Source organism: Pseudomonas sp. EpS/L25 (assembly GCF_001512295.1).
GTDB lineage: Bacteria > Pseudomonadota > Gammaproteobacteria > Pseudomonadales > Pseudomonadaceae > Chryseomonas.
Genome location: NZ_LNUP01000001.1, coordinates 232,402 through 247,894 on the forward strand (window position 1 = coordinate 232,402; position 15,493 = coordinate 247,894).

Consider the following 15,493-nt stretch of genomic DNA (forward strand, 5'->3'; position numbering starts at 1 on the left):
AGGTCGCCAACCCTTAAGGAACCCTTGAAACAAAAAGCCCGGCTCTAGGCCGGGCTTTTGGATTCAGGGCTTGGGACAGCTATCCAGCGCTCGCTGGATCATCTCCGTGGGCACGGGCACTTTCCACGGGGTGGTGGTACCCACTGCCTTGGGATCCTCCCGCCAGATCGCCGATAGATCGCGCCAGCCCATCTTCGCAGCCTTGGATCGCGCGGAACCGTTGATCGCGTAGGTGCCGCCATTAACGCGAACCACGGTGTACGCCGGCGGCTCACAGTCCAGCAGCACTGATGGCACTGTGAAGGGCCAGGCTTCGCCGTATTCCTCGGCCGTGATCTTCACGCCGTCCTGCTTGGGCGGTGCTCCCAGGACGTTGATCACGAACCATCCCAGGGCGGTGGCGAAGGCAATGCCGTACAGGTAGTGCTTGAGGCGGACGCCTGGGTTCTTCACGCCACACCCGGGGCACACCTTCGCCGTGGGGGCCACTTGGTGGCCACAGGTCTTACAGGGTGTCAGCGACATGCTGTGCCTCCTGTGCTGGAGGCAGACGGCAAGCTCGTGAACGAGCGATTGTGATCGGTCATGGAACTGCTCCTTGTGGAATCCATGCTTCCCGGCCCCCATGGCCGGGGCCGACAGGGCTTACGCCTTGCCGGAATCCAGTGCGCCGTCAGCTGCGGCCAGAGCGAAGGTCATTCGACGAACAGCGTCTTTGCTGACATCGGACATTCCCCGGTAGTAGCCGACGACTTCCTGCTCATCGGGTGCAAGGGAGACTTCTTCCAGAGGCTGACGCTTCCCCGTCAGCACGTAGAGCACGTCGACGCCAGCTGCGGCGACGGCTTCCAGGTAGACGGAATCGGGATTCCGCTCTCCCTTTTCGTACTTGCCCTGCGAATTTCGATTCACGCCGCCTAGTTGACCTAATTCGTCCTGCGTCAACTGCAGGCGGTCCCTTTCTTGGCGCAATCTGTCGCCCAATGCACGCGCTTGCACACAAAATCCTTTGAAATGCGTCCGCTCGGGTGCATAATCAGCATCGAATGAACACGATTGAACACAGATGAACACTATGCCCGCCCCCCTTACTCCCGAGCAAGCCCGCGACAAGCTGGACCGCGCGGGCATGTCCATCGCCGAGTTCTGCCGTACCCATTCGCTGAACAAAAACTTGGTTAGCGACCTGCTCAACGGCCGGAAGAAAGGTCGCCGGGGTGAAGCCCACCGCGCGGCCGTCCTGCTCGGCATCAAGCAGGGCGAAATCCTGGCCACCGCTGCGGCGCAACAATAGGGCCAGCCGGCCCAGGGAGATACTGGAAGATGAAACGCCCTGCCCTAGAAACACGCCGCCAGGTCATCAGCGCCGTCATTTGCGCCTACCCCGGCGGCCGCGAGTGCGCCGCCGCCCGCCTCGGCCTGCCGCTTAAGAAATTCGACAACCACGCCTACGAAACCGCCGGCTGCCGCCCCCTCACCGACCAACAGATCCTGCTGCTCGAGCAAGAGACCGGCACCAGCTACCTGGTGGACTACCTCGCCGGCCAATACGGCGGTTTCTTCGTCCGCCAGGCCGAGGTCGGCGACCTGGACAACCTGGACCTCTACGCCCGCTCGGTGAAGACCGCCGTCAAGCGCGGCCTGGTGGACCAGATCATCGGCCAGGCGCTCGAGGACGGCGTCATCGACGAGCACGAGGTCGTCCAGATCCTCGGTGCCCACCGCCGACACATGGCGGCGCGCGAGGAAGAGGTCTGGGCCGTCATCACGTTGCATGCGGCCAAGGCGAACGGCCGCAAACACTAGCCCAAGGGCGAACCCTGAATTCCTGCCAAGGCGGCGGGAACGTAGTCGGCGCGGAGCGCCAGAAACCGGCTAGGCCGGAGCCGCCCATGGCGGCAGGGAAGGTAGATGGCTTTGTTCAAGAAACCAAAGAAGGGGCAGTTCTGGTGCTGCTTCTGTGGCGCGCCCCTGGTCTGCCGGACCAGCTGGTTCGCCCATGTATTCCTCCGCCAGCAGGTATACCAGTGTCACTTCGCGCCTTGCAGCGCATCGTTCTACGCCCGCACCGAGCTGACCCATCTGGCCAGCCCCAGCGGCCTACCCAATGCGCCGGCCTGTGAGTTGCCACCCAGCAACAACCATCTCAGGAAGATGGCGCAGAAGGTATACGAGAACAACCTTGTCATCCGCGAAGAGCAGCTGAGCTTGCTCAGGGATGAGATCGACGAAGACCAGCAGCAGCAGCAGCAGCAGCAGCAGCACGTCAGAGAGGACCTCGCATCGTGAACACTACCAACCATCCCAACGATTACCTCGACGCCATGCAGGCCGCCGCCTTCGCTTTCCTGCAGCGCCACGAAGGCGAACACCTCGGCCACAGCCAGCAGCTGTTCAACCGCGGCGTTGAGTACCTGCTGCAGATGGGCGTCCCGCAGCACACTTCCGAGCGCCTGGTCGCCCGCGCCGCTGACCAGCTCGAGGCCGTGAAAGGCCACCGCTTCCTGGACATCGACGCCAGCACCGGCGACGTCGTCGTCCTAGTCAACCCTGCCACTGGCCTGCGTTACCGAATCCCCGTCCAGGAGATCTTCGACGCGCTGATCGACGAAGACCCCGGCACGCGACAGAACGCCTCCCGCTAAGCCCCTGAATACCTGATCCATGCCCGCCTTGCGTGGGTATGGGTGAACTGCGCCTTTTTGCAGCGAGAAACATCATGCCGAACACCCTCTCCCTCCAGATCGAACTACCGCCGGCAGTCGCTGAGACCTACGCCCGCTGGCTCCAGGGCCGCGCCGACTACATCGTCAACCAGCACTGGAACGAACCGCGCTACCTCCGTATCGAGGACACCGAAAAGCGCCGCGCCGCCATCCTGCAGCGCTTCCCGTCCATGCTCGCCGCCTACCAGACCGCCGCTCAGATCCGCGCTCAGCTCGCCACCCAGGAGGCCAACTGATGCGCCGCCAGCTCGATGTCACCCTTCACCGCAACGCTGGCCAGCCCCTGGTCGTTTCCAACGACGGCGCCCTAGGTAAAGAGGACTACTGGACCCCCGCCGATCTGCGCGAGCTCGCCCGGGCCTTGAACATCCTGGCCACCGACGCCGAACGCCATGAGGGCAGCGACCTGCGCCTGGTGCGCGACCTCGGTACCGGCCACGCGGCGGAGTTCTGAGCATGCGTCAGATGGACCAGCAGCTCCGCGTCGACGTGCTCCAGCGCCTCGAGCGAGACCTCGGGATGCAGCACATCAGCGGCACCAAGTACCTGCGCAAAGGCGAGTGCCCGGCCTGCCACAAACGCGAGCTGTTCACCGATCACACCAACCCCTGGGTGGTGAAGTGCGGCCGCGAGGCGAAGTGCGGCCAGAGCTGGCACGTCAAGGAGCTGTTCAGCGAGCTGTTCGAGGACTGGTCCGAGCGTTTCAAGCCAAGCGCCGACGCTCCGGCTGCCAGCGCCGACGGCTACCTGCAATTCGCCCGTGGCTTCGACCTGGCCCTGATAAAGGGCTGGTACAGCCAGGAGAACTACTGGGACCGTGCCCAGGGCCTCGGCTCGGCCACCGTGCGGTTTCCCCTGGCCAAGGGCGGCTACTGGGAGCGACTGATCGACCGCCCGGCTCGCTTCGGCAAGCAGAAGGCGCGCTTTCAGCCTGGCGCCAGCTACCGCGGCGTCTGGTGGTGCCCACCCAGCCTCAATCTGCAGACGGTCAAGGAGCTCTGGATCGTCGAGGGCATCTTCGACGCCATTGCTCTGGCCCACCACGACATCGCCGCCGTCTCGGCCATGAGCAGCAATGCCTACCCTGAGGAATCGCTCAAGGCGCTGGCCAGCAGCCGCCAGGGCAGGTTGCCCAAACTGGTCTGGGCTCTGGACAACGAGCCTGGCGCCCACCGCTACACCCGCCGCTGGGCACGCCAGGCTCGCGAGCTGGGCTTCACCTGCGAGGCAGCGCAGATCCCTCAGCCCGGCCGCAAAGTCGACTGGAACGACCTGCACCAGCGCTGGGCCTTCGAGCCGGACGACGCCAAGCGCATCGAGCGCCGCGAGAAAGACCTTAAGGAGGCCCGCCACCACGGCGCTCTGCTACTGGCCGACACCGCCGCGGAAAAGGCGGTGCTCATGTACGAATGGCGTGAGCGGCACGAATTCCACTTCACCTTCGAGAGCCGCCTCTACTGGTTCAAGCTGGACCTGGACAAGTACAACAAGGCCCTTGCGCACCTCGAGGAATCCGAGCGCGACGAAGACCGCGAGCTGACAACCAAGCAGCAGCGCGACAAGGCCATGCGCCTGGCCGGCAACGTGGTGGAGATCGCCAACTGCGCGCCCCAAGCCCTGTACTTCCAGCGCAATGAGGTCACCGACGAGTCCTGGTACTACTTCCGCGTGGAGTTTCCTCACGACGGCGCCCCGGTGAAGAACACCTTCACCGGCGCCCAGGTCGCCGCCGCCAGCGAATTCAAGAAACGCCTGCTCAGCATGGCCGCCGGCGCCGTCTTCACCGGCAGCGGTACCCAGCTGGACAAGATCATGAAGGACCAGCTCTTCGGCCTGAAAACTGTGGAGACCATGGACTATGTCGGCTACAGCCGCGAGCACGGCTGCTACGTTTTCGGTGACCTGGCGGTGCGCGATGGCCAACTGCACCAGGTCAATGACGAGGACTATTTCGACTTCGGCAAGCTGCGCCTGAAGACCCTGCAAAAGACCATCGGCCTCAAGCCCAACCCTGCCGCCGGCGACTACCGCAGCGACTGGCTGCCGTTGCTCTGGACCTGCTTCGGCGCCAACGGCCTGACCGCGCTGACCTTCTGGTTCGGCTCCCTGTTCGCCGAGCAGATCCGCGCCCGCTACCAATCCTTCCCTTTCCTGGAAGCCACCGGCGAGGCCGGCGCCGGCAAGACCACGCTGCTGACTTTCCTCTGGAAGCTGTTCGGCCGGGCCGGCTACGAAGGCTTCGACCCGTCCAAGTCCTCCACCGCCGGCCGCAGCCGCGCCATGGGCCAGGTCGCCGGCATGCCCATCGTCCTCATCGAGGGCGACCGCAACGACCCCGAGAAAGCCCACGCCAAGAGCTTCGACTGGGACGAGCTCAAGGACTTCTTCGGCGGTGGCACCCTGCGCACCCGCGGCATGAAGACCAGCGGCAACGAGACCTACGAGCCGCCCTTCCGCGGCACCATCGCCATCAGCCAGAACGCTCCGGTCAGCGCCTCCGAGGCCATCCTCACCCGGATCGTGAAGCTGCACTTCACCCGCCCGGTACTGACCGACGAGAGCCGCGCCGCGGCCGACACCCTGAGCCGTATGGACGGCGAGGCCCTGAGCCACTTCCTGCTGCTGGCCACCCGCAAGGAGGCCGAGGTCCTGGCCCGCTTCCACGAGCTGTTCCCGCAGTACGAGGCCAAGCTGCGCCGCCTGGGCGACACCTGCTTCTGCTGCGGTGCGCGTCTCGGCGCCGAAAGTCATCGCTGCAGCAGTTGCCAGAGCGACTTGGTCGGCCACCTGCGCATCGAGCGGATCGTGAAGAACCACGCCATGTTCCTCGCCCTGCTCGACTGCCTCTCCCTAGTGGTGGCCATTCCCCAGGAAATGGTCCGCCAGACCCAGCGCACCATCGTCCGCATCGCCCTGGAACGCCAAGCCGCCATCAGCGCGGACAACCCGGTCGTCACCGAATTCTGGCAGGTCTACGACTACCTCCAGTCGCTCAGCGAAAACCCGGTCGTCAACCACAGCAAGAACCCCGCTGAGGTGGCCATCAACCTCAACGAATTCATCGAGCGCGCCGCTGAGCACCGCCAGCGCCTGGCTGACATGAGCACCTTGCGCGAGCTGCTCAAGGACTCCCGCCAGTTCCGCTATCTCGACAACAAGGCCGTCGACAGCCGCATCCGCGAGCTGCAGCGCGCTGCCGCCCCACTCGACAACCGCCCCAGCAAGGTTCGCTGCTGGGTCTTCAGCAACCCTTACTACCAGCCTGCAGAGAAGGCCGGCAAATCGCGCTAGCGAACACCAGAAACGAAAAGGCCTGGGAGAGCGGCAACTCCCCCAGGCCCCACCACACCCCCCGGAGAATCATCATGCAAATGACCCAGAGCAGCAGCACTAACCAGCCTACCACGCTCCACCCGATCCTCATCCGCCGCTGCAGGGCAACCGCCCTGCTCGGCGAGGCATTGATCCGCTACCAGATCAGTCGAACCCTGAGCGACCGCATCCACCTCCTGGCATTGGCAAGCATGGCCAATGCCCTCGGCGCTCTGACGGACCAGGAAGCCCAGGTGGTAAACACGACGCTGGCCGTCCCGGCTCGTCGCCAGGAGCACCCCCATGAATAGCGGTAGCATCTTCCAGAGCTTCACTGACAGCCTCGATGGGCCTGAGGAGACTGAATGACCGTCAAGTTGGACAGATTCCTGAGGGAGGAAGAGGTGGTAGCTGTCACCTCCCTTTCTCGCGCCACCATCTGGCGACTGGTCAAGGCGAAGCAGTTTCCACCGCCGATCAACATCACCCCGGGTAGGGTAGGTTGGCGTGAGTCAGCCATTGCGGCCTGGCAAGCAGATCCGATGCAATGGGAGGATCACGGGGCTGCCTGAGCGGTCCCTATTGAATGACGTTCCGCTCCAACCACTCCGCCCAGACCTGCAGGCCGGCGCGCTTCTCCTCGAAATAGTCGTAGCGGTCGTAGTGCTTCGAGGAAACATCGCTGAAGGCATGGCCCTGGATGCGGTCGCGCAACTCCTTGCTCATACCGGCGCTGGCCATCAGCGTCTTGCAGGTCCGCCGCAGGTCGCGCAGCGTGAAGGGACCGGCGAATGCCTTCTCATGCCGCTGATAGAGCTTGGTCACCGCTCTGGACAGCGACTGGACGTTGAGCGGCTGGCCCTGGACCCGGCCCTGGAACGGATAGGGGCTGTGCTCATCGATCTCGGCCATCGTGTGCAGCACCTGCCGCATCGGCTCATTGAACGGCACGACGTGCAGCTGTCGCTCCCCCTGGACCCGCCCCTTCGCGCTGCGAATCACCAGGTGATCGTCGTGGTACATGGAGCGATCGGACGCGAGCAACTGCTCAGGCCGCTGGCCACCGGCAGCGATCAGGAAGCGGACGAGCTCGGCGGTGGTGAGCGACAATTTCTCTGGCAGCAGCTGCCACAGCGTCCGCAGCTCAACCTTGGATAGCGCCCGGTCCCCAGGCTGCTCCCAGTCTTCTTGCACCGGGATGCTGGCAACCGGGTTGCTCTGCAGGCCAAAGCGCACCTTCACCTGCAGATAGCTGCGCGGGTTGTACTCCTGCTCCAGGCCGGCTTGGAACGCCGCATGAAGCTGCGAACGTAGGCGGTTGCAATAGGTGGTCACGCCGTTGTCGATCATCCGGCTGATGATGTCGCGGATGTCCGCCGGACCGATCAACGAAGCAGGCCGCTTCACCAGCGCCGGGAACGGCTCGCACACGTAATGCCGGAACGACCAGGCAACATTTCCCGCCGAAGCCGCGCCCTCCCCCTCCAGCTTCGCCAGGTACGAATCCAGCAGCTCCTGGAACGTGCCGGCGGCAGCCGCCACCTCCTTCTCGTCGCGACAACGATCGCGCGCATCCGCCAGGGTCATTTCCGGCCAGTTACCTAGCTTCCGCTTGCTCTTCTGCTCGCCGACCCGGCGCTGGTAGTAGAACTCCTTGGTGCCGTTGGGCCTCACCCGCAGCACCAGGACACCCTCGCCCCGCGCCGTGCGCCCATCTGAAACCGAATATTCCTTCTCCCGCGCCTTGAGCGCGCGAATCTGCTTTTCCGTGAGCACGTTTGGGGTCCGTTTCTGGGGGCCGTTCGCCGGAAACAAGGTGATTCCACCTGAGACAGCATGAGACAGCCCGAGGCCGTTTAAACCCGCGATTCTACTGGGTTCCAGCGCCAATCTGATACTCGATGAAGCAACCTGAGATTCTAGGCGGAACAGTTTCCCAAGCTCATGACATGGGATTGAGTTCCTGTACGCACGCCATTCAGTTAAGAGTGCTGCAAAGGTTCAGATGCAGCATGGCTTTCCTGGCTCATGCAGACCGCGACAGCCTTTCACGCCTTGCCAGGGCCTGCCTGAAAAGTCGCCCAGCGAAGGGTCGGGCCGCCCCGCGAAAAAGGCCGAGGAAGCGGACCGGGCTCGCGTGCGAGTTTACGAGTGGTAAATGAGCATTCCGATGGGCAGCCCAAGCCATAGGCTGGCGATCCAGGTCTTTTTCAACGAAGCATCACCGATGCGTGGACACTTTTCATACAGAGCCTAAAGACCTTGCAGCCATCCGACCCCAAGCCAGCCGTACCCTCTGTTTTCAAATGAAAAACCTTACCGGAAGCGGCCATTTGCCGCCATATCACCTATGCACCCAGCGCAAAGATAATTTTCTCCAAAGCGGTATTGTTGCTTTTTTATTTGTTTTCTAGAGTAGTCCGCCTTCGGCAGCTGAAGTCTCCTGATGTCGCAGCAACTCGATACCCATCAGTTTCGAGCAGATGGAAAGTTACTAATTAAGGAGCGATAGATTGAGTAAAAAATGCGATCTTCATTACTCGGAAATGGTTCGTAAAAGCTATCAAAGGCTACCTGGCCAGGGTTTATGGACCTGGATAACCGCCAAAGAGTTACCCGACCGAGAAACGATGTGGCACTCGACTGGATTGGAGTGCCTACTGTGGTCATGCTTATGGTTTTTCGGCGGAATAGCAGGCGCCATTGCAATTTTGCAATCAGATATCAACTCGATCTGGCTACTGCTGCCCACCCTCTTCACGGTGGGAGGTGCCAGATATATCGTCGCAACCATAATTCATCACGCAGTGCACCATACTGTTTTTGACACGCCGCTTGCCAATAAAGTCGTCGCTGAGGTCTTTTCAACCATCACCCTTGTCCAACCCTATGAAAGCTATCGCCGCTTTCATGTCTTCGAGCATCATGGCAAGGACTTTTCAACCGGGGAGGATCAGGATCTCGCAGCCATCTATAAGCTGGGGCTATGTCCAGGACTTTCGGTCCCGGAACTCAAGCTTATTCTACTGGCCCAATGCATAAATCCGATATTTCACCTGAACTTCTTCTTTGGAAGGATAAAGTCAAACATAGTCGGGGTCCCTCTATATCGGCTTGCCATGACGGTGGCGTGGCTGTCAATACTGACGTGCACTGCCTACTGGCTAGGATTAAAAGACTTTCTCGTTGCTATCTTGCTTCCCTGTACGGTGCTGTACCAAATCTGCTCGCTATTGCATTTAGTGACCGAGCACGCCTGGGTGATCAGGGCGGAGGACGAAACGGTAAAACAGTCCCACCATCAAAACAGCCTGGGCCGCTTTTGTGGCGAAGCCGTTCCGCATCACCACAGCAAAGTCGTCTCTTCGATCATGTGGACAGTGTGGGGGTTCAAGCATTTAGCCTGGCATATTCCTTGCCGAATCCTCTTCGTCCAAGGCTCGCTGGCAGTGCACGATTGGCATCATAGACACGGTGGCAAAAGAGACTGGCCCAATGCCATCCAACATCGAGAGGAAGAAGTCCAGAAAGAAAAATCCCAGGGTGTATATACCTATACGGACATCTGGGGCTTCTCGAACTGCGTCGAATACGCCCTAACCCGGATCAGCGAATCAAGCCTGACCATAGACACGACCAACCTGTCGTACAGACTGAACTAAGGATAACGTATGGACACTGTCATGCAGGATACGCCCCTCAAGAGCAACCCGCTGAACATCGTGAATGGATTTCGCTATGTTCCTGGCGACCACTACCTAGAAAACATCACATTCAAGCAACTGAAAGACTTCAAGCAGTTCTATGCGCAGCAGGTCACCGAAGACCCCTATGCCCCCGGCGTTCGCGATCGAGCCATGATCAAGCTTGTTTTCAATCCTTATTCACTGAAACTCAGCGTATCGAATACCCAAAACTATTTTCAGTCTTATGGAGCAAACGAAACGGACGGCGGCAAAGTCAGAGTTTTTCCACCGCTTTCTGAATCGATCGTTGACGATCCTCTGTTCCTAACGGTATTACGCAAAGATGCCGAACTGATGCGTGAATATTGCAACCGCATGGGTAAAGATGAGCTCAACCTGAGCATTCACCTTATCAGGTACAAGTCCATCGAAGGGGGCGCCTCATATAGCTCGCCGGTATGGCTGCATCTAGACGACGAACCGCTTGTCTTCATCCACCTGATCAATCTTACAGAAAACGCACTAGGTGCAGACAATGTGATTTCCGAGATGGACAATAAGCCGAAGCATGTCCTTAGATTAACCAAGCCTCTCGACACTTTAATTGTGGACACCATGAAAAAACATGCGGTAACTCCCCTTGGCTCTACGGGAGGAGTCGCTTATCGAGACGTCATGCTGGTTAATCTCGAAGCAGAAGTACAACAAAAGAAATAAGGAGTACGTGATGGCCCTGACGGATGAAAAACAAGGGCAGATAACCATGGCAATTGCCATGGTTATCTCCGGCACGATTGGCTATTTCGTACTCAAATCTGGCCAGTCGCCCTTGAACGTCGTTTTCTTTCGCTGCGTGATTGGTGGAGTGGGATTGGCCGGGTACTGTTTGTTCAAGGGCTATCTGAAGAACCTGTATCTCAGCAAGCTCCAGCTTTTCTTGCTATTTGCTGGAGCGATCACCCTGATCTTCAACTGGGTCTTCCTCTTTACCGCTTACAACTTAACCTCAATCGGCATAACCACTATCATCTACCACCTTCAACCATTTTTCCTGCTGTTTTTCAGCATGCTCGCATTGAAGGAAAAGTTCAGCAGATCGAGTTTCTGTTGGCTGGCGGTGGCCTTTTTCGGCTTGGCCGTAATAGTCAGCCCGGAAGGCAATGGATTCGACAGTAGATTCCTTCTAGGCTGTGCGAGTGCCTTGTGTGCCGCTATGCTGTATGCCATCACCACCCTGATGACGAAAAAGCTCTCGGGGATCGTCCGACCAGAAGTGATTGCCACGAGCCATATGGCTATAGGGGCAGTCATATTCTTGTTCCTGGCGGATTTTTCCAAACTGCCTGAGCACCCTGAAGCGTGGAGAAGCATTTTCATTCTGGGCGCTTTCCACACGACCATCATGTACCTAATGCTCTATACCGCCTTTAAAAAAGCCAGCACCTCCAGCCTGGCCATCTTGGGATTCATATACCCGATAGTGGCTGTCGTGGTGGATTACTATGCGTTCGGCCATCTCATCAGGCCGCATCAAATCATAGGAGCAGCGTTGATTCTGGTGGCCGGGATCTCTTACAACCGAGGCGTTAGATTTCCAATCATAGGACGGCGCCCGGAGATCAAGACGTGAGCCACGACATAGCAAGAGACATTGCAACCTCACTGACGGAAAATGAAGCTCTTCCGTTATATGACCTAGTTGAAAGGACACCGCTTGGCGAAGCCAAAAAACTTTCAGCCAAGCTCGGAAACAGAATCTTCTTGAAAAGAGAAGATATGCAGGGAGTAAGATCCTTCAAGATCAGGGGTGCTTACAAGAAGCTTCTTTCTCTATCCAAAAAACAGCGCGCCTACGGAGTGATCACCGCCTCTGCCGGCAATCACGCACAAGGCCTGGCTTGTGCAGCACGCCACCTCGGTTGTGCAGCCACCATAGTCATGCCCGCTACCACGCCCACAATTAAAATAAAAGGAGTCCAGGAGTTCGGTGCAAACGTCATTTTGCACGGCGATACGTTTGCTGAGGCCCTCTCGCTTGCTCACCAGCTCCGTGACGCAGAGGGACTTGAGTTCATCCATCCCTTTGATGATCTTGAAGTCATCAAAGGACAAGCCACCATTGCGTTGGAGCTTCTAGAGCAGCGTCCTGCAGGCATGGACTATATATTCGTTCCGATAGGAGGTGGCGGCCTCATTGCCGGTATCGCAGCCATCATCAAACACCATTCCCCCAATACGGTAATCGTCGGCGTGGAGCCAGATGACGCAAACTGCATGCAAAGAGCGATATCGCTCGGCCAACCCAGCAAATTATCGAGTGTTGGAATCTTTGCTGACGGCGTCGCGGTAGACCTGGCAGGAAGCATCACCTACGACATTTGCAAAGACACTATAGATCACATAATAACCGTAAATTCGGATGAGATCTGTACTGCTATCAAGGACGTTTTCGAAGACTCACGCGCGTTGCTCGAGCCTTCTGGTGCCCTTGCAATTGCCGGCGTAAAAAAATTCTTCGCCAACCGGAACGTGGAAAACAAGTCAGTCGTAGCCATATGCAGCGGGTCCAACCTGAACTTTGACCGACTAGGCTACATCTGCGAGCGCGCCCTCTTGGGTGACAAGCAAGAAAAGCTGTTTGCAGCCATTATCACTGAACAGCCTGGAAGCCTGAAGAACCTCTGCGCAAAGGTAAAATCGCTGAACATCACTGAGTTCAACTACAGGCGGTGCCTGGGCGACAAAGCAGCCGTCTTCATTGGGCTGAAGAAAACCAACGACACTCAAGAAAGCGCCTTCTTCCACGAAGAAAACCTGAACGGCATCCGCGTGATCGATCTGAGTCACGACGAAGTGGCGAGAGCTCATGTCCGACACATGATCGGCGGAAAGTTATCCCATACACGCGAGACCATCTATAGAATTGCCTTCCCCGAACGACCCGGCGCCTTTCACAATTTTCTCGCCTGCTTGGAGGAGCCGACGGCCATTACCCTACTTCATTATAGAAACCATGGAGCGGCACAGGGCGATGTGATTATAGGGCTGGAGTCAGCGGCGAACATAGAAGAGCCATTCGAACAAAGAATGGACCAGCTAGGCTATATATACGACGTAGTCACCACCAATGAATCCCTCTCGATATTCTTGGATTCCGTTCCATACCACGACAGCCACTTCAGCGCCGTAAAATCCACGTCCGCTTCGCTGGTTTTCTAGCGAGATGTGGCGCCCTGGAAAGGCTGCAGGCCCCCTCCAGGGTGTCTATCAGGCGTAAGCATGAACGGCGCTTTGCGCCTTGTCAGTCTGGCTCGCCGGTAGACCGTTGCAGGCGCTCGCCTTTCCCTCTGTTACGTGGAGCCTTTCTCTTATCGGCACACCGTCGCGCTCGGCACTGAATAGTGATCTTTGGCGATGGCCTTGCCCCTGGCGACTCTCTGCTAGCACCAGCGGATAGCCGAAGGTAAAGATGAACCTGGCAAACGGGTTGGAAGAGGGTGGACGTTTACCCCTCCACCAAGCCCTTCACCCGCTGCGCCAGGGTGTCCACGGCGAAGGGCTTGGTCAGGATGGCCATGCCAGGCTCCAGATGGCCGTCGCTGAGCAAGGAGGTTTCGGCGAAGCCGGTGATGAAGAGCACCTTGAGTGCCGGGCGGTGGACGCGGGCGGCGTCGGCCAGTTGGCGGCCATTCATGCCGCCGGGCAGGCCGACGTCGGTGACCAGCAGGTCGATACGGGCATCGGAGTGCAGCACTTCCAGGCCGCCGGCGCCGTCGGCGGCCTCAATGATGACGTAGCCCAGTTCGCGCAGCAGGTCGGTGACCAGCATGCGGACGGTGGGCTCGTCGTCCACCACCAGCACGGTGGCATTGGCCCCCTCCAAGGTACCCTGAAGATCGCAGGCGCGCGCGGATCCGCTCGGGCATTCCGCCGGCCGCAGGGGCAGGTAGAGGCAGACGGTGGTACCTTCGCCCACTTCCGAGCGCAGCCGCAGTTGGCCGCCGGACTGGCGGGCGAAGCCGTAGATCATCGACAGGCCGAGGCCGGTACCCTGCCCCATCGGCTTGGTGGTGAAGAAGGGTTCGCAGGCCTTGGCGGCGACCTCCGGGGTCATGCCGCTGCCGGTGTCGGTCACGCTCAGGTGCAGGTAGCGGCCGGGAGCCATTTCGAAGCCGTTGACTCCTTGCACTTCGATGAGGCGCTCGCTGGCCGCGATGAGGATGCGACCACCGGCAGGCATGGCGTCACGCGCGTTGATGCAGAGGTTGAGCAGGGCGTTTTCCAGCTGGGACTGGTCCACCAGCAGTGGCTGGTTGTCCGGCAGGCTGTTGAACTGCACCTGGATGGCCGGGCCGACGGTGCGCTGCACCAGGTCGAGCATGCCCCCCACCAGTTGGTTGACGTCGGTCGCCTCCGGCGCCAGGGTCTGGCGGCGGGCGAAGGCCAGCAGCCGGTGAGTCAGGGCCGCGGCGCGCTTGGCGCTGCCCTGGGCGGCGGTCAGGTACTTGTCCAGTTCGGTGAAGCGCCCCTGGCCGATACGCAGGCCCATCAGGTCGAGACTGCCGGAGATCCCCGCCAGCAGGTTGTTGAAATCGTGGGCGATACCGCCGGTGAGCTGGCCGACGGCCTCCATCTTCTGCGATTGGCGCAGCGCCTCTTCCGAGCGCCGCAGTTCTTCGGTGCGCTCTTCGACGCGCTGCTCCAGGGTGGCGGTGAGGTCGCGCAGATCGGCCAGGGCGCGGTCGCGCTCGTCGGCCAGGGCGCGGCGGGCATCCACGTCCAGCAGCACGCCGGGAAAGCGCAGGGGCGTGCCGTCCGGCGCCAGTTCGACGTGGCCATTGGCCTCCAGCCAGTAGTAGTGGCCATCGCGCCGGCGCACCCGGTATTGGTGGGCATAGCGGCCGCCGCGGCCGATCACCTCGGCGATGGCGGCGGCGAGCCCGGCCTGGTCGTCCGGGTGCACGTTCGCTACCACTTGGGCCAGGCTCAGGCCGTCGCGCCCCAGGGCCGGATCGAGACCGAAATTGACAGCGAAGGCCTCGTCGACGGTGAATCTATCGGTGGGCAGGTCCCAGTACCAGGTGCCGATGATGGCGCCGGCGGCCAGGGCCAGTTGCACGCGCTCGGCGGCCGCCAGCACGCTGCTTTCCGCGGCACGGGCGCTGTCGAGCTCATCGATGCGTGCCGAGAGTTCCTGTTCGAGGGTGAGGTTGTGCCGCCGCAACGCGGCTTCCGCCACATCGCGCTGCCGATGGGCCTGAACGCTGGCGGTGGTTTCGGTGGTGATGTTGAGCATGCCGACGATGGATGCGCCGTCCCGCAGGGGGCTGTAGGAAAAGCTCCAGTAGGTGTCCTCGGGATAGCCGTTGCGGGTCATCACGAAGTGCTTGTCGACGAAGTGCAAGGCCTCGCCGGCCAGTACCCGGTCGATCAACGGCCCGATCTCGTCCCACAACTCCGCCCAGACCGCCTGGACCGGCTGGCCCAGTGCCGCGGGATGCCGAGCGCCGAGAAAGGGCGCATAGCCATGGTTGTAGATCAGCGTCTGCTCCGGCCCCCAGGTGGCGCACATGGCGAAGGGCGAGGCCATCAGCATTTCATAGATGGCGTCCAGCGCGGCCGACCAGTCGGTGCGCCGTCCCAAGGGGGTGGTTTCCCAGGCGAAGGATTCGAGATAGGACAAGGGCGACTCACTGGCAGAGGCACGGATGGATCAAGCGGTCGCCCGGGTCCTCTGCATTGGGCCCGGTCGAGTCATGATAGGCAGCT

The 15,493-nt window shown here is 60.3% G+C and carries 16 protein-coding genes and 1 pseudogene; 13 read left to right on the plus strand and 4 right to left on the minus strand.

The genetic code is table 11. The annotated features are described in order from the left end of the window. Positions 1-63: 63 nt before the first annotated feature. Positions 64-525 carry a DUF2511 domain-containing protein gene (locus tag AR540_RS01125; protein ID WP_153014139.1) on the minus strand — a complete coding sequence of 154 codons (462 nt, stop codon included), beginning with the start codon at positions 523-525 and terminating at the stop codon, positions 64-66. 120 nt (positions 526-645) lie between these two features. Next, entirely contained in the window at positions 646-999 is a 354-nt protein-coding gene (locus tag AR540_RS01130) for a helix-turn-helix domain-containing protein (protein WP_059226015.1), read from the minus strand. A 76-nt stretch (positions 1,000-1,075) separates the two neighbouring features. On the opposite strand from AR540_RS01130, the gene AR540_RS01135 reads away from it, so the two are divergent. The 9 genes from AR540_RS01135 (at position 1,076) to AR540_RS01175 (ending at position 6,610) form a co-directional block, all read left to right on the plus strand. After that, on the plus strand, positions 1,076-1,294 hold the full coding sequence (locus AR540_RS01135) for a DNA-binding protein (protein ID WP_059226016.1): 219 nt from the start codon (positions 1,076-1,078) through the stop codon (positions 1,292-1,294). Between the two features lie 29 nt (positions 1,295-1,323). Continuing rightward, positions 1,324-1,806 (plus strand): YmfL family putative regulatory protein, encoded by a 483-nt coding sequence (locus tag AR540_RS01140; protein ID WP_059226017.1) that lies wholly within the window; start codon positions 1,324-1,326, stop codon positions 1,804-1,806. A 105-nt stretch (positions 1,807-1,911) separates the two neighbouring features. Next, positions 1,912-2,289 (plus strand): hypothetical protein, encoded by a 378-nt coding sequence (locus AR540_RS01145; protein ID WP_059226018.1) that lies wholly within the window; start codon positions 1,912-1,914, stop codon positions 2,287-2,289. Then, positions 2,286-2,645 (plus strand): hypothetical protein, encoded by a 360-nt coding sequence (locus AR540_RS01150; RefSeq protein ID WP_059226019.1) that lies wholly within the window; start codon positions 2,286-2,288, stop codon positions 2,643-2,645. The genes AR540_RS01145 and AR540_RS01150 overlap by 4 nt, the downstream gene beginning before the upstream one ends. Positions 2,646-2,719: 74 nt before the next feature. Next, positions 2,720-2,962: a hypothetical protein gene (locus AR540_RS01155; protein WP_059226020.1), complete on the plus strand. Its 243-nt coding sequence runs from the start codon at positions 2,720-2,722 to the stop codon at positions 2,960-2,962. Continuing rightward, complete coding sequence (locus AR540_RS01160) at positions 2,962-3,180, plus strand: hypothetical protein (protein WP_059226021.1); 219 nt, start codon at positions 2,962-2,964, stop codon at positions 3,178-3,180. Before AR540_RS01155 ends, AR540_RS01160 begins: the two co-directional genes overlap by 1 nt. Positions 3,181-3,182: 2 nt before the next feature. After that, positions 3,183-6,017 (plus strand): toprim domain-containing protein, encoded by a 2,835-nt coding sequence (locus tag AR540_RS01165; RefSeq protein WP_059226022.1) that lies wholly within the window; start codon positions 3,183-3,185, stop codon positions 6,015-6,017. Positions 6,018-6,091: 74 nt separating this feature from the next. Further along, complete coding sequence (locus AR540_RS01170; protein WP_059226023.1) at positions 6,092-6,349, plus strand: hypothetical protein; 258 nt, start codon at positions 6,092-6,094, stop codon at positions 6,347-6,349. A gap of 54 nt (positions 6,350-6,403) precedes the next feature. Then, on the plus strand, positions 6,404-6,610 hold the full coding sequence (locus AR540_RS01175) for a helix-turn-helix transcriptional regulator (protein WP_059226024.1): 207 nt from the start codon (positions 6,404-6,406) through the stop codon (positions 6,608-6,610). Between the two features lie 7 nt (positions 6,611-6,617). Here AR540_RS01175 and AR540_RS01180 read toward each other — a convergent pair whose 3' ends face one another. After that, positions 6,618-7,814 (minus strand): tyrosine-type recombinase/integrase, encoded by a 1,197-nt coding sequence (locus tag AR540_RS01180; RefSeq protein ID WP_059226025.1) that lies wholly within the window; start codon positions 7,812-7,814, stop codon positions 6,618-6,620. 737 nt (positions 7,815-8,551) lie between these two features. Here AR540_RS01180 and AR540_RS01185 point away from each other — a divergent pair. From AR540_RS01185 to ilvA, 4 genes and pseudogenes are all read left to right on the plus strand, one after another. Then, positions 8,552-9,700, plus strand: coding sequence for a fatty acid desaturase (locus tag AR540_RS01185; protein ID WP_201786095.1), 1,149 nt, complete (start codon positions 8,552-8,554; stop codon positions 9,698-9,700). Positions 9,701-9,709: 9 nt separating this feature from the next. After that, positions 9,710-10,441 (plus strand): 2OG-Fe dioxygenase family protein, encoded by a 732-nt coding sequence (locus tag AR540_RS01190; protein ID WP_059226026.1) that lies wholly within the window; start codon positions 9,710-9,712, stop codon positions 10,439-10,441. 10 nt (positions 10,442-10,451) lie between these two features. After that, the gene (locus tag AR540_RS01195) at positions 10,452-11,354 is read left to right on the plus strand and encodes a DMT family transporter (protein WP_059226027.1); all 903 of its coding nucleotides are present in this window, start codon (positions 10,452-10,454) and stop codon (positions 11,352-11,354) included. Positions 11,355-11,374: 20 nt separating this feature from the next. Then, positions 11,375-12,874: pseudogene (ilvA, locus tag AR540_RS01200) on the plus strand (threonine ammonia-lyase, biosynthetic); the annotation flags it as partial. 355 nt (positions 12,875-13,229) lie between these two features. On the opposite strand, the gene AR540_RS01205 reads toward ilvA, so the two are convergent. Then, the gene (locus AR540_RS01205; RefSeq protein ID WP_059226028.1) at positions 13,230-15,407 is read right to left on the minus strand and encodes a hybrid sensor histidine kinase/response regulator; all 2,178 of its coding nucleotides are present in this window, start codon (positions 15,405-15,407) and stop codon (positions 13,230-13,232) included. Positions 15,408-15,493 lie beyond the last annotated feature (86 nt).